Source organism: Arthrobacter oryzae (assembly GCF_031454875.1).
Taxonomy (GTDB): domain Bacteria; phylum Actinomycetota; class Actinomycetes; order Actinomycetales; family Micrococcaceae; genus Arthrobacter; species Arthrobacter oryzae_D.
The window spans coordinates 212,462-225,993 of sequence record NZ_JAVDRQ010000008.1 but is presented as its reverse complement, the minus strand read 5'-3'; the positions used below and the strand labels follow the sequence as shown (position 1 = coordinate 225,993).

At 67.6% G+C, this 13,532-nt stretch carries 16 protein-coding genes; 5 read left to right on the top strand and 11 right to left on the bottom strand.

The window, feature by feature from the left end; all coding sequences use genetic code 11:
* Window positions 1–35 precede the first annotated feature (35 nt).
* Entirely contained in the window at window positions 36–1,271 is a 1,236-nt protein-coding gene (locus J2805_RS16020) for a heparan-alpha-glucosaminide N-acetyltransferase domain-containing protein (RefSeq protein WP_309977930.1), read from the top strand.
* Here J2805_RS16020 and J2805_RS16015 read toward each other — a convergent pair.
* The 9 genes from J2805_RS16015 to J2805_RS15975 all read right to left on the bottom strand — a co-directional run bounded on the left by J2805_RS16015 (window position 1,268) and on the right by J2805_RS15975 (window position 9,168).
* The gene (locus tag J2805_RS16015; protein ID WP_309977929.1) at window positions 1,268–1,750 is read right to left on the bottom strand and encodes a hypothetical protein; all 483 of its coding nucleotides are present in this window, start codon (window positions 1,748–1,750) and stop codon (window positions 1,268–1,270) included. The two genes, J2805_RS16020 and J2805_RS16015, sit on opposite strands and share 4 nt — an antisense overlap.
* A 5-nt stretch (window positions 1,751–1,755) precedes the next feature.
* Window positions 1,756–2,514 (bottom strand): 4-hydroxy-tetrahydrodipicolinate reductase, encoded by a 759-nt coding sequence (gene dapB / locus J2805_RS16010; protein ID WP_309977928.1) that lies wholly within the window; start codon window positions 2,512–2,514, stop codon window positions 1,756–1,758.
* 110 nt (window positions 2,515–2,624) lie between these two features.
* Window positions 2,625–3,164, bottom strand: coding sequence for a molybdenum cofactor biosynthesis protein MoaE (locus J2805_RS16005; RefSeq protein WP_309977927.1), 540 nt, complete (start codon window positions 3,162–3,164; stop codon window positions 2,625–2,627).
* Window positions 3,154–3,678 carry a MogA/MoaB family molybdenum cofactor biosynthesis protein gene (locus J2805_RS16000; protein WP_309977926.1) on the bottom strand — a complete coding sequence of 175 codons (525 nt, stop codon included), beginning with the start codon at window positions 3,676–3,678 and terminating at the stop codon, window positions 3,154–3,156. The genes J2805_RS16005 and J2805_RS16000 overlap by 11 nt, the downstream gene beginning before the upstream one ends.
* Window positions 3,675–4,169: a cyclic pyranopterin monophosphate synthase MoaC gene (moaC, locus tag J2805_RS15995; RefSeq protein ID WP_309977924.1), complete on the bottom strand. Its 495-nt coding sequence runs from the start codon at window positions 4,167–4,169 to the stop codon at window positions 3,675–3,677. The genes J2805_RS16000 and moaC overlap by 4 nt, the downstream gene beginning before the upstream one ends.
* Window positions 4,157–5,449, bottom strand: a complete 1,293-nt coding sequence (locus J2805_RS15990) for a molybdopterin molybdotransferase MoeA (protein ID WP_309977922.1) — start codon at window positions 5,447–5,449, stop codon at window positions 4,157–4,159. Before J2805_RS15990 ends, moaC begins: the two co-directional genes overlap by 13 nt.
* Before the next feature lie 90 nt (window positions 5,450–5,539).
* A complete protein-coding gene (locus J2805_RS15985) occupies window positions 5,540–7,012 on the bottom strand; it encodes a molybdopterin-dependent oxidoreductase (RefSeq protein ID WP_309978044.1) in 1,473 nt (490 codons plus the stop codon).
* A gap of 157 nt (window positions 7,013–7,169) precedes the next feature.
* Window positions 7,170–8,438: a sensor histidine kinase gene (locus J2805_RS15980; RefSeq protein ID WP_309977920.1), complete on the bottom strand. Its 1,269-nt coding sequence runs from the start codon at window positions 8,436–8,438 to the stop codon at window positions 7,170–7,172.
* Window positions 8,425–9,168, bottom strand: coding sequence for a response regulator transcription factor (locus J2805_RS15975; RefSeq protein ID WP_309977918.1), 744 nt, complete (start codon window positions 9,166–9,168; stop codon window positions 8,425–8,427). Before J2805_RS15975 ends, J2805_RS15980 begins: the two co-directional genes overlap by 14 nt.
* Window positions 9,169–9,300: 132 nt before the next feature.
* Here J2805_RS15975 and moaA point away from each other — a divergent pair, with 132 nt between their 5' ends.
* Together moaA and J2805_RS15965 are read left to right on the top strand one after the other, a co-directional pair.
* A complete protein-coding gene (moaA, locus tag J2805_RS15970; RefSeq protein ID WP_309977916.1) occupies window positions 9,301–10,437 on the top strand; it encodes a GTP 3',8-cyclase MoaA in 1,137 nt (378 codons plus the stop codon).
* A gap of 4 nt (window positions 10,438–10,441) precedes the next feature.
* Window positions 10,442–10,708 carry a MoaD/ThiS family protein gene (locus J2805_RS15965; protein WP_309977914.1) on the top strand — a complete coding sequence of 89 codons (267 nt, stop codon included), beginning with the start codon at window positions 10,442–10,444 and terminating at the stop codon, window positions 10,706–10,708.
* 75 nt (window positions 10,709–10,783) lie between these two features.
* On the opposite strand, the gene J2805_RS15960 is transcribed toward J2805_RS15965, so the two are convergent.
* Window positions 10,784–11,926 (bottom strand): helix-turn-helix transcriptional regulator, encoded by a 1,143-nt coding sequence (locus J2805_RS15960; protein ID WP_309977912.1) that lies wholly within the window; start codon window positions 11,924–11,926, stop codon window positions 10,784–10,786.
* A 157-nt stretch (window positions 11,927–12,083) separates the two neighbouring features.
* Here J2805_RS15960 and J2805_RS15955 point away from each other — a divergent pair, with 157 nt between their 5' ends.
* On the top strand, window positions 12,084–12,365 hold the full coding sequence (locus J2805_RS15955) for a hypothetical protein (RefSeq protein ID WP_309977910.1): 282 nt from the start codon (window positions 12,084–12,086) through the stop codon (window positions 12,363–12,365).
* A 139-nt stretch (window positions 12,366–12,504) separates the two neighbouring features.
* Entirely contained in the window at window positions 12,505–12,927 is a 423-nt protein-coding gene (locus J2805_RS15950; RefSeq protein WP_309977908.1) for a YybH family protein, read from the top strand.
* Window positions 12,928–12,991: 64 nt separating this feature from the next.
* On the opposite strand, the gene J2805_RS15945 is transcribed toward J2805_RS15950, so the two are convergent.
* Window positions 12,992–13,450 carry a DUF1579 family protein gene (locus J2805_RS15945; RefSeq protein ID WP_309977906.1) on the bottom strand — a complete coding sequence of 153 codons (459 nt, stop codon included), beginning with the start codon at window positions 13,448–13,450 and terminating at the stop codon, window positions 12,992–12,994.
* Between the last annotated feature and the right edge of the window lie 82 nt (window positions 13,451–13,532).

The window sequence follows — 13,532 nt, the reverse complement described above, 5'->3', positions numbered from 1 at the left end:
GATATAACGGCGCCCGGATATGAGACGATCGGCTCATGACCTCCCGTGGCACTGCTTCACCCTCACGGACAGCCAAAGGCACCACCAAGTCGACACGGCTCACCGGAATCGACGCGGCCCGTGGGCTGGCGCTGCTCGGCATGATGGCCACCCACCTGCTTCCCACGTTCGAAGCCGACGCCCAGCTGACGCCCACGTGGATCGGACTCACCTTCTCGGGGCGGGCGGCGGCGTTGTTTGCCGTGCTGGCCGGGATCGGGCTGGCTCTTTCCACCGGAAAGCAGCGTCCGCCGGAAGGCCAGGAACTGAGTGGCGCCCGCCGCGGCATCGCCCTTCGCGCCCTGGTGATCGCCGTCGTCGGGCTCTTCCTCGGCGGGCTGGAAGTTAACGTCGCGGTGATTTTGGTGCACTATGCCGTGCTGTTCCTGTGCGTCCTGCCGTTCATCGGCCTCAGCCTCAAGCCGCTCTGCGCACTGGCGGCGGGCTGGGTGATCGGTTCGCCGGTGCTCGCGTATTTGCTGCGTCCGTGGCTCATGGCCGCTTCCCCGCCCCTGCAGCTGGGCCACAACCCCAACTGGGACGACCTTGCCACGCCCGGACGCCTGCTCGGGGACCTCTTCCTGACCGGCTACTACCCCGTCCTGCAGTGGCTAAGCTACCTGCTGATCGGGCTGGTGATCGGCCGTCTGGCGCTGACGAAGCTGCCCGTACAGGTCATGCTGCTGGCCGGAGGAGCCGTGGTGGCGGTGCTGGCCAAATGGCTGGGCGTGCTAACGATGAACGAATGGGGCGGCAAGGAGGCGCTGCAGGCGCAGCTGGCTGACCCCCGCTATCCGTTAGACAGCCTGCTGCAGGTGAACCTGGCCGGGGTCGAACAATCCGGCTCCTGGTGGTGGCTGGCCGGGAGCGCACCGCATTCGGGCACAACACTGGACCTGCTCCACACATCAGCGGTGGCCGCCGCCGTGGTGGGCGCCTGCCTGCTCCTGGGGCGCCTGGGTGAATGGCTCGACCTGGACCTGCTGCTGCCGCTGCGTGGTGCCGGCGCGATGACGCTCAGCCTGTACACGGCGCATGTGTGCCTGGTGGCCGCCATGTACCTGCAGCCGATCCCCGCCGGCTGGACCGAGGAAGGCGTGTATGCCGCCCAGGCCCTGACCGCAGTGCTTATCGGAGGTTCATTTGCGGCACTCAACTGGCGTGGTCCGCTGGAATGGGTGGCCCACGCTGCCAGCGAGGTTGGCAGGTACCAGCGGGCGGGTGTCCGCTAGGCCGTGCCGCCGCCCTCGCGGAACAGCTTCAGGGCATCTCGCATGGATGCCCGGGCGCGCTTGCGGTCGCCCGCGGCGTCGTAAGCGCAGCTGAGCCGGAACCACGAGCGCCAGTCCTCCGGCGCTTCCTCGGCTTCGGTCCGGTACTTCTCAAACTCGGCGTCTGCGGATTCCCGCACAATCCTTCCGGCGGGTGTGCGCTGCAGGTTATCAACCGGCAGGCCGCCCTCAGCCTCGAGGACCTTTGCCATCTGTTCCGTCCTTGCTCCGAACAGCAGTTCGCGGATCAGCGCCCAGGCGCCGATGAGGGGCAGGATCAGATAGGCGGCACCGATGGCCTTGGCCACAGGGTTGGGGTCGGCGAGCAGCAGCACGGACCGCTGGAAGGACACCACCAAGTAGAAAACCAGCAGGAGCGTAACCGCGCCGACCCAGATCTTGGTGCGGTTCTTCTTCAGGCCGGCGAGGAAATTGCCCACGGCCGTCAGACTCCGAGATCCAGGTAGCCGTCCAGGCCCACGGTCAGACCGGGGTGGCCGGCGATGTTCCGCACTCCCAGCAGAACGCCCGGCATGAAGGACGCCCGGTCGAAGGAGTCGTGCCGCAGTGTCAGCTGCTCCCCCGGCCCGCCGAGGAGGACTTCCTGGTGCGCCACGAGGCCTCGGAGCCGCACGCTGTGGACACGGATGCCGTCCACCTCGCAGCCCCGGGCGCCGGCGAGTTCGGTGCTGGTGGCGTCCGGGCTGGCAGCGATGCCGGCGTCGGCACGCTCGGCGGCGATCAGCTGCGCGGTGCGGACTGCGGTGCCCGAGGGAGCGTCAACCTTGTCCGGGTGGTGCAGCTCGATGACCTCCACCGATTCGAAATACTTGGACGCCTTGGCGGCAAAAGCCGACGCGAGCACGGAGCCCAGCGCGAAGTTGGGCGCGATGAGGACGCCGACGCCGGCATTCCGGCCAAGCAGTTCCTCAAGGTCCTTGAGCCGGGCGGCATCCCAGCCGGTGGTGCCGACGACGGCGTGCATGCCGTGTTCTACGGCGAAGCGGACGTTCGCTTCGGTGCTTTCGGGGACGGTCAGGTCCACCACCACACGGGCCCCGGCGTTAACCAGCTCATCCAGGGAATCGCCCCGTCCGAGGGCCGCTACGAGCTTCATGTCGGCGGCCGCTTCAACGGCTTTCACGGCCTCGGCGCCCATGCGCCCGTTCGCGCCCAGGACGGCGACGGCAAGTTGTTCGGTCATGGACTTAACCCTACCGTCGTGCCGCCAGCCCGGATGAACCGGGCCGGCAGGTTACCGCCCGCCGGTCAGGCTCCGGGCGCTACTGTCTGTCAGGCGGCGCCGGCCTTCCGTCAGCCTCCGGCGCCGACCCATTCGACGGTTCCGTCACTGAAGAACTGTTCCTTCCAGATGGGCACCTGTTCCTTGATCCGGTCAACGAGCTCAGAGCACACTTCGAAGGCCTGGCCGCGGTGCGAGGCGGAAACCGCGCACACCAGGGCCGGGTCGCCGATTTCCAGCATGCCCACCCGGTGCGCGGCCCAGATGCGCACCGGCTCGCGGCCGCCGGAGGCGGCTTCCACAGAGGCGGCATCGGCTGTGGCACCGTCAGCGTGGCCGGAGTGTTCGGCCACCAGTTGCGCCACGACGTCGGCCATCACCTGATGGGCCGTGGGATGCGCACTGTAACTTAGCCGCTCCACCGGCTTCCCGCCGTCGTGGTTCCGCACCACGCCGCTGAAGCTGACCACGGCGCCCGCCGTGTCAGACTCCACGGCGGCAATCGCCTGCGCCACGGAGATGGGCTCCGCGCTCAGGACCGCATTCACAACCTCGAATCCGGATTCCGCAGCTGCTGCCGTACGGGTCCGGATGTCCTTTTCAGTGCCCATGATCTCCCTCCAACTGGTCGCACAGGTGACCGATCACCGGATCCAGCACACTCAGGCCGTCCATGACGCCCTTGGGCGACCCGGGTAGATTGACAATAAACGTCCGCCCGGCTGCCCCGGCGTGTCCGCGGCTCAGCATGGCCATGGGCGTCTTGGCCAGTCCGGCCTGCCTGATTCCTTCCATGATCCCCGGGATTTCGCGGTCCAGCAGGGGAACCGTCATTTCGGGAGTGAGGTCATCGGGGCTGAGCCCGGTTCCGCCGCTGGTGATGATCACGGCGGGCTGCTGCGTCAGCAGGGCGCGGAGGGCGGCTCCCACCGGTTCGCCGTCCGGTACCACCATGGCCGGGAACGGCTCGAACCCGTGCTCGGTCAGCCAGTCGATGATCACCGGGCCGGTTTCGTCGCGGTAGATGCCCGCCGCTGCCCGGTTGGAGGCAATCACGACGCCGGCCTTCCGGCCGGTGGCCTCTCCGTGGCGGTGTGGTTCGGGCTGCTGTCCAAAGCTGCTCATGCTGTCCAGTCCCCGCTCTTGCCGCCGCTTTTGGCAAGCACCCTGATGTCGGTCAGCACGGCGTGCTTGTCGACTGCCTTGATCATGTCGTACACGCTGAGGGCGGCCACCGATGCTGCCGTGAGCGCCTCCATTTCGACGCCGGTGACGCCGCGGGTCTTGACGGTTGCCAGCACTGCGACGGCATCCTGGCCCAGTTCGAAGTCGACGGTGACCTTGGAGATGGGCAGCGGATGGCACAACGGGATCAGCTCCGGCGTCTTTTTGGCCGCCATGATCCCGGCCACGCGGGCAACCGCCAGGGCGTCGCCCTTCGGCAGGTCGCCCGTGCCAAGGAGTGCAAGCACCTCGGCGGTGGTGCGGACCGTAGCGGTGGCGGTGGCCTCCCGGGTGGTCTCGGCCTTGCCGGAAACATCAACCATCTGCGCTGTTCCGTCCCGGCGCAAATGCGTCAGGCCGGCAGCGTTGTCTTCATTGTTCACAGCGTCCATACTTCCACTTCTGCGCCTGCGGCGAGCGCAGAAGTCCCTACCGGGACATGGATCAGGGCATTCGAACCCGCCAGGGCATGAACCAGATGCGAGCCCGCGCCGCCTTCCAGCCGGACGGTGCCGTCGGGAAGGAGGGTGCCGCGCCGGACCTGGTGTTTCCTTGCCGGTGAATCCAACGCGTCCGCAAGCCTCGCCCGAACGGCCTGGCGGCGTGCCGGGGCCCCCAGCAAGGCGCTAAGGACGGGGCGGAGGAACATCTCGAAGGAAACCAGGCAGCTGACCGGGTTACCCGGGAATCCCACGAAGGGCACGCCGTCGAACTTTCCGATGCCCTGCGGGCCGCCGGGCTGCATGGCAACATGCAGGAATTCCACATCCTGTTCCGTGGTGGCCTGCCGGACCACTTCATAGGCGCCCTTGCTGACACCTCCCGTGGTGACGATCAGGTCCACCCCCGGGAGGTGCTTCCGCAGCAGGGCAGTCAGCTCCGCCGGATTGTCTGTTGAGATCGCGGTCCGCAGGACATCCATTCCTGACTGGCGCATCGCGGCTTCCAGGAGTGTGCCGTTGGCGTCATAGATCTTGCCCGGTTCCAGCGGCTTCCCGGGCTCCACCACTTCGTCTCCCGTAGTGGCAAGGAGCACCGTCAGCTTCCGGTGCACCGTAACCCGGGTGATGCCGAGCGCTGCCAGGAGCCCCAGCTGGCCCGGGCCCAGGAAGGTGCCGCCGGCGAGCGCCAGCTCCCCTGACCGGACATCGCTGCCGGCGGCGCGGACGTAGGTGCCGGCTTCCATTTCCGGAAGCCGGACTGTAGCAGGACTGCCGGGACGGGGAAAGGAGTCGGGAACGGCCCTCTCGATGGGTACGACGGCGTCGGCTCCGGGAGGAATCATGGCTCCGGTCATGATCGGGGCGGCCGTGCCCGGTGCAAGCGGCGAGGCGACGGCACCGGCCGGGATGGGATCAACCACCGTGAGTTCGAGTCCGCCGTCGGGAAGGTCCGTGCTGCGGACGGCAAAGCCGTCCATCTGGGAGTTGGCGAAGGGCGGCAGGTCCACAGGAGCGGTAATGTCCGCCGCCAGCCCGCGCCCCAGCGCCTCCAGAAGAGGCAGCTCCTCGGTCCGGTCGGCGCCGTTGAGGTCTGCCAGCAACTGCCGCACAGCCTCGCGGTGGGCCTCCACAGTGCGGGCATGGCCACCGCCGGAACCGCTGCTGTGGACTGTGCTGTGGCTGGCGCCGGTGCTGCCGCCGGTGACGTGCCTGTTGTCGGTGCGGTGCATGCGTTCCTTACCTCGGTCCGGGCGTGTCGGGAGTATCCGGCGCTGGGCTTTGCGGCGCTCCGGGCTGTGTCCCACCAGGCTTGCGGCCTGCTACGGCGACACTTCAACTCTAATGGTGTGGAATCCCGTAGCGCCGTCCGGTGCAACCTGTGACCGCTCTTCGATCTGGGGCACGCCCTTCAAATCCGTGGCGCGGACCTGGATTTCATACTGCCCCGGCGTCAGGGACAGCGGACGCTGCCACTGGTACCAGGTGTCCCGCGAGATGCCGGGAGCAAGATCCGCCGCCTGCCAGGCGCCGCGGTTGACGCGCAGTTCAACCTTGCTGATTCCGGTGTATTGCGCCCACGCAACGCCGCCGAACATCACAGTTCCGGCTCGGACCGGGCGGCCGGCTCGCGGAACGTCGATGCGGGACGACGTTTTGATGGGCCCGCGCTCACTCCAGCCTCGAGGCGTCCAGTAGCCGACGTCGTCCGCGAACCGGGTCACTTTCAGCTCAGTGAGCCATTTAGTGGCCGAGACGTAGCCGTACAGCCCGGGCACGACGAGCCGCACGGGGAAACCGTGCTCCAGCGGCAGCGGCTCACCGTTCATGCCCACGGCAATCAGGGCGTCCCTGTCGTCAGTGAGAACCTCCAGCGGAGTGCCGGCGGTCCACCCGTCCTTGCTGCGGGACAGCACCATGTCGGCACCGCCCGTGGGCCCGGCCATGGCCAGCAGTTCGCGGACCGGCCAGCCCAGCCACAGTGCATTGCCGATGAGATCCCCGCCCACTTCGTTGGAGACGCAGGCGATGGTCACGTGGCGTTCGATCATCGGTTTTGCGAGCAGCGTGGCGAAATCCAGTTCAATTTCCCGTTCCACGAGGCCGGTAACCCTGAGGATCCAGGTGTCCGGATCCACCGCAGGAACAGTAAGGGCGGTGTCGATCCGGTAGAAGTCCGGGTTGGGCGTCACCAGCGGGTCCATGCCGTCCAGCCTCAGCTCAGCACCGGCCGGAACCGGCGGGGCCGGGGAAGCAGCCGACGGCAGGGCAAGCTTGCTCCGGATTTCACTGACACCGGCGGCCGCTCCACGCAACCAGACAGCGAGCACCCCGCCAACAGTCGCGACGACGGCTCCACCGCCCAGCGCCTGGAGGAACCGGCGCCGGTCGGGACCCGCGACTGGTGAGGGCGGCGCGGGCTGTTCCCGCGCTGTTGCCGGCGCGGGCTGTTCCCGCGCCGGCGCCGTCGTCCAGTCCCGGAGGCGCGACATCAGCCACCGAAGGACCGCAATTCCTGTTCCGGCGGCCAGCAGGGGAAGCGCAATGGCATTGCCGGTCACCTGGGCCCGGCCGAGGACAGCCGCGAGACCCACCAAGCCAAAGACGGCGATGACGGCGAACCCGGCGAACCGGCGCCGCCCTTCCAGGACGCCCGCCAGCGCCGCCAGTGCGGCAATGGCGAGTGCCATCCCGAGCAGCAGGGCCAGCTTGTCGGCGGTGCCAAACACTGCGACGGCCCAGTCCTTGACGGCGGGCGGAACAGCGTCAATGACCGCACCGCCCACACCCGTCATGGGCGAAAGTGCCGGGCTCACGAGGGCAGCGACGAGTTCGCCGGCCACCACTCCCGCGGCCACGGCCACGAGGCCTGCTGCGGCCGCCCAACGGCCGGGAACAGGAGCGGAGCCGGCAGCTCCGGCGTCGGCACCGACGGACGCCCTTCCTTGCAGGTCAAAGCCCACGTGGCACCTCCACTACCGTGTCCTTGGTGTTGCGTGCACTCCTGTGCGGTGCATCCGCCGGGCTCGCCGGGTCCTGCGCCGGGAGCCGGAGGGTGAACCGGCAGCCGCCATCGACATTCCCCACCGTCACGCTGCCGTCATGGGCGCGGATGATTCCGGCCACCATGCTGAGCCCGATCCCGGCGCCGGTGTAGCCTGCAGGCTCGGAGTCCGTTCCTGTCGCCGAGTCCTGTCCCGGTTCCGGCCTGTTCAGGTTGACACCGCCGGACCGGCTGCGGGAAGGGTTCTTCTGCCATCCGGTATCGAAAAGGTGCCCCATGTCTTCAGGGGCGATTCCGCCGCAGCCGTCCGTCACGGAAACCACCGATTCCGTTCCTTCCCTGCCGACTTCCACGGTCACGGCAGAGCCGGGCTTGCTGTAGAGGATGGCGTTCAGCACGACGTTGCGGACTGCGCGGCCCAGCGAGGGGCCGTCCGCCAGGGCGAGGCACTCGCGGGCGCCGCCGCCGTCGAGCGTGATCTGCCGGCGGGCGGCGAGCGGCGCGAGGTCGGCGATGGCGTCGCTGGCGAGGTCGTATAAGTCCAGCGGCTCGGCTTTGAGCCGCAGGGTACCCGCCTGGATCTTTGAGAGCTCCAGGAGGTCGTTGACCATTACCGCCATCTGGTCCGTCTGGCTGATGATCTTGCGATAGTAGCTGCCGACGTCGGCGGCCATACCGTCCTCTAGGGCTTCGGCCATCGCCCGCATACTGGCCAGCGGCGTACGGAGGTCGTGGGAGATCCAGCTGACGAGTTCCCGGCGGGCACCTTCGACCGCTGCTTCCCGCTCCCGGGATTCGGCCAGCATGCTGCTGCTGCGTTCCAGTTCGTCCGCGAGTTCGGATAGCTCAGAGCTCATGAGCGGTGAGGGCAGGCCGGGGTTTTCGCCGCGCCCGATGCTCCGTGCCGCAGCTGCGAGCAGCTTTGCGTTGCGCGAGACCCGCGCCCCGAGGACCAGGGAGATGGCCAGCGCAACGGCGGACGCGATGGCCAGGACGTACCACATGACCTCGAGATCCCGGGCCGAGATGAACATGGCATTGAAGGCACTGACCATCCCCGCGGTCAGGACAGCCACCGTGGAAAGCACCACCACGCAGATCTGCACGGCAATGGACGTCCTTCGGAGGGGCCTGAGAAGGAGCAGCGAGACGGTTCCGATGATGACGGCCCAGAGCAGCGCCCAGGCAACGATGGCGAGGAGCTCAGAGGTTTGCACCGGATGCTCCGTCCGGGGTGTCCAGCCTGTAGCCCACGCCCCACACCGTCTTGAGGAGGGCCGGCCGGGTGGGATCAGCCTCGATCTTTTCGCGCAGCCGGCGGACGTGGACGGTGACCGTGGACAGGTCCCCGAAGTCCCAGCCCCACACGGCCTTGATCAGTTCCTCCCGGCTGAACACCTGGTTGGGGCGGCGCAGCAGGAAGGCCAGCAAATCGAACTCCCGGATGGTCAGGGAAAGCGGAGTCCCGTGGTGCGTCACGGTCCGGGCTGCCGGGTTGAGGTCGAAGCCCGCTACTTCCACCGCAGGTTCGGGGCTGAATTCCTGGAGGCTGCGGCGAAGTACCGAGCGGACCCGGAGCACCAATTCGCGGGGCGAAAAGGGTTTGGTGATGTAGTCGTCCGCGCCGACCTCCAGCCCCAGGATCCTGTCGTCCTCGGTCCCCAGCGCCGTCAGCATGATGACGGGCACACTCATCGTCTGGCGAAGCCTGCGGCACACTTCCACACCGTCCAGGCCGGGCAGCATGCGGTCCAGCAGGACGAGGTCGGGGTGCCGCTCGGCGGCCAGCCGCAGGGCCGTGAATCCGTCCGCCGCCAGGTCCACCTGAAAGCCCGCCTGCAACAGGTAGTCGCGGACCACACCGGCGATGGTCTGTTCGTCTTCGACGAGGAGTATCCGCCGGTTTCCAACCGCGGCCTGGGCCGGGGCGGGCTGGGACTTGTTCACACCTCCAGCATAGGTTCGGGGCCGGGGCCCGGCACGCGTTCGCCGCCCCCTGCGGCGATCCGTAGGCATTCCGTAAGATCCGCCGATGTCACAGGCGTGATGGATGCCCCCAAGGTGGCGTAGCCTGAATTTATGAGTGTTCAGCTTGGTATGCCGCAGCCCCGGGAGGGGGCCGGTTCCAGTCCGGGAGTATCCCCATTGTCGCTGCCGTCGCGCCCCGAGGGCATGGCTGCCGGCCTGGTGGACCGTTACGGACGCCGTGCCACGGACATGAGGCTGTCCCTGACGGACAAGTGCAACCTGCGCTGTACCTACTGCATGCCGGCAGAAGGCCTTGAATGGCTGGCCAAGCAGGCCGTGATGTCCGCCGAGGAGATCGTCCGGATTGTTCGGATCGGCGTTGACATGCTGGGGGTGCGCGAACTGCGCCTCACCGGCGGTGAACCCCTGGTCCGGGCCGACCTTCTGGACATTATTTCCGCCCTGCGCCAGGCGCACCCTGAGCTGCCGATTTCCATGACCACGAACGCCGTGGGCCTGGACAGGAAGGCGGCCGGGCTCAAGGCGGCCGGGCTCTCCCGGATCAACGTTTCCCTGGATTCCCTGCACGAAGAGACGTTCACCAAGCTGACCCGCCGCCCGTTCCTGGACAAGGTGCTGGCCGGTGTGGACGCCGCCTGGGCAGCGGGCCTCGGTCCCGTGAAACTTAACGCCGTCCTGATGCGCGGAATCAACGACGCCGAGTCCCCCTCCCTGCTGGCGTGGGCGCTGGACCGCGGCTATGAACTCCGCTTCATCGAGCAGATGCCGCTCGACGCCGACCACGGCTGGACCCGCCGGAATATGATCACCGCGGCAGAAATCCGGGAGCTGCTCTCCGTCGACTACGTGCTGAGCGCCGATCCGAGGGACCGCGACGGCGCCCCGGCGGAACGCTTCGAAGTACGACGCCGGGCCCCGGGTTCCGCCGCGGCCGCCGGTCCTGTACTGGGAACCGTGGGCATCATCGCTTCCGTCACCGAGCCGTTCTGCTCGGACTGCCGCCGTACGCGGATCACGGCGGAGGGCAAGATCATGAGTTGCCTGTTCTCACGCGAAGAAGTGGACCTCCTGGGGCTGCTGCGCGAGGGCGCCACGGACCAGCAGCTCGCCGAACGCTGGCAGGACGCCATGTGGATCAAGCCCAAGGCACACGGCATGGACCACGTCGGTCTGGATGCTCCGGACTTCGTCCAGCCGGACCGCAGCATGAGCGCCATCGGAGGCTGAATACTTGAACGTACGTTACTTCGCTGCCGCACGCGCCGCAGCAGGAGTGGAAGAAGAACGCTTTGAGCTCCCCGCCGGATCCACGGTGGAGACCCTGTTGGGCGCGGTGCTCGACGTCGAACGGCCGGCTCCGCCTGCCGGTACGCCTCCGCTTGCGCGGCTGCTCTCACGAAGCAGTTTCCTGCTGAACGAAGTAGCCGTCCGCGACCGGTCGGTGGTCCTGGGGCCGGACGACGTGGTGGACGTGCTGCCGCCGTTTGCCGGCGGCTAGGCAGTTTTCGCTTCGACTGTGCAGTACGCCCGGCTGTGCAGTTTCCCTCGGGGAGGCTTCTGGCGGACCCCCACTTCACGCCCGCGGCGCGCCTGTCTGGGGCCTGGTTTCCGTCCCGAGAGCCAGGGCCAGCAAGGCGTTCCTGCTCCGGACCCCGCTAGCGGCGAAAACAGCCTTGAACTGATCCTGCACCGTGTAATGGCTGATGCCCAGGTCAGCCGCCATCGCCGCAGTGCCCAGTCCTCCGGCGGCCAGGTCAAGCAGGCTGCGTTGTCTCGGCGTCAGGCCGAAGCACCGGGCGAAAACCTCCAGCCTGTCGGCCGCAGGACATTCCTGGATCGTCACCGCCAGCGGCGCTTCGCCGTCTTTCCCCGCCTCCATCCGGAACGACCTGAGCACAGCCCACCGGCCATAGCCGATCGGCACCCGGGCCGAGGCCTCATGGGAATCAACTCCGGCCTCTCGGGCCAGCAGCTGCGCGGCCACGTTGAACACCTCGGCCGGGACGGATTCGTAGGGGCGGGGTCCGGGCTGCAGCAGGCTGATCCAGTCAGCGGCGGATGCGCTTCGGCCGGTTATTCCGAGCCCTGCGTCGAGCGTAAGCACTGCCTGTCCGGGCAGGCCGCACTGCGGAGGGCCGTCCCCACCTCCCGGCTCCCGTGCGGCGTGCCGCAGCCGGGCGTCCCGCCTCATTTGTTCTGCGCGGCTGCGCCGCAAGCCAGCAGCAATGACAGGTGCCGCCGTCGCCAAGTACGCGGCTTCCGCGTCAGTGAAAAGTCCCCCGTCACCGCACCGCCACAGGTCCAGCCAGCCCCAGCAGCCGTACTTGTCGCCAAACACGGTGGAAAGGACGTCCGTCACGTCGTACCGGCGGAGGATGCCGTCCCACAGCGGGCTCAGGGCGGGGATACCGCCGGTTGCCGCCTGGAGTGTGACGGCATGCGTGGTGCTGCCCAGGAGCGATGTCCAGCGGCCGGCCTCAGTCAGGTACTTCAACCTGATCAGGGCGGGCAGTTCCTCGGGGCAGGGAATTCTGGCCATGGGCGACATACCGGTGCAGGTCTGGGGATCGGCCAGGGGCCACGCAAACCAACTGAACGGGACAACGCCGCCCAGCTCGGCCAGCACTGCCGCGCGCAGCTCATGATCCTCCATGAATACGCCGCACAGCTGACTGATCCGTTCAAGGCTCCGGCTCAGCGCCCAACGCGTTGTCATGGAACCCGGGTTGTGGTCATGGAAACAGTATGGCCCGGCTCGCCGCCGAATGGGCGTCCACCTGATGCCGCCCAGAATTCTGGGATATACCGCCAACACTGGCAGGCCTACCGTTTGGTATGGGTCCCCACTCGGACCCTGGAAGGAAAGGATTGCAATGTACACGCTTCAGATCGAGCACGGAATCAAGGACTTCGGGATGTGGAAGGCAGCCTTCGACCGGGATCCGGTCAACCGGACGGCGTCCGGCGTGCTCGCCCATCGCATCAGCCGCCCGGCGGACGATCCGCACTACGTGGTGGTTGAACTTGACCTTGCGAGCCGGGAGCAGGCCGAGGCGCTGCTGGCCAACCTTCAGCAGAAGGTGTGGAGTTCCCCAACCGCGGCACCTGCCCTGCAGGGGGCGCCCCGGACGCGGATTATGGAATCTGCAGACTAAGGGTCATCCGGAGGGGCGCCAACTGTCCGTTCGCGCTCCGCGGGGGCGTTTTGATCGATTCAGGCAGTGGGTGACGGGCGGGATCCCCCGGCGTATGATTCGATCCTCGGAACGCCCAACCAGTCAGAAGGTGGGAGCCATGCAGCTTGACGAGGTCGTCCGCCGCTTTCATCAAACGATGAATGATTTTGCCAAAGGAGACCCTGAACCCGCCAAGGCCATTTTCTCCCACGGCGAGGATGGGTCCCTTGCGAATCCCTGGGGTCCCCCGGTTGTGGGCTGGGATCGGGTATCCAAGGCCCTCGATTCAGCCGCTGCCCGGTTCAAGGATGGACGTGTCACCGCTGTTGATGCCCTCACCAGGCACGTCACAACCGATCTCGCAGTCTTCCTCGACATAGAACATTGGCAGGCAAAGCTTGGAGGAGGCGACGAACTATCGCAGTTTGATTTGCGTGTAACGAGCGTTTATCGCCTCGAGGGCGACACCTGGGCACTGGTGCATCGCCACGCAGACCCGGTCATCGCACCACGTCCCCCGGATGCTGTCCTGCATAACTAGCGCCGTCCCCGGGCCCAGGCCGGTGGGGCCGGCCGGTTCGATGAGGCCGACGGCGGCCGGCACGTCAGGTGCGGCGGCAGACGGACGTCATAAACGGGGCGAAGCCCGCGGCGTCGGCCAGGCGGACATCGGACCTGTGCGTCAGCACGCCGTCGTCCACCCGGAAGGTGTGCCGCGACGTGGCCCGGCCGTTGCGGCGTTCCACGGTGAGCACCCCGCCGTGCCAGGTGCACCGCGTCGGGGCTTCCCGCGGCTGGCCCACGCTGTCCACGTGGTACCAGACGGTGTCCGGGTGGTCGGGGTCCAGGGTGAACATGCCGTGCCGCTCGAACCGGATCCCGCCGCTTTCAGTGTGCCGGTAGCTCTGCAGCACGGCATAGCCGCCAGCGGCCTTGGTGAACACCACTTCGGCGACCGCGGTCCGGGCCGGCCCGCGCGGCGAAGCCTCGATATGGGTGGTGCCTGTCCAATGGCCGAGGAAAACCTCGAGCTCCTGCGCAGTGCCCGGGTGCGTGCGGTCCATGGTTCCTCCAGTGTGGCCCCGGGTTCATCATCACGCCGCTGCGTTGGGATGTCCAGCATCGGGATCTCCCGTGCTGAACATC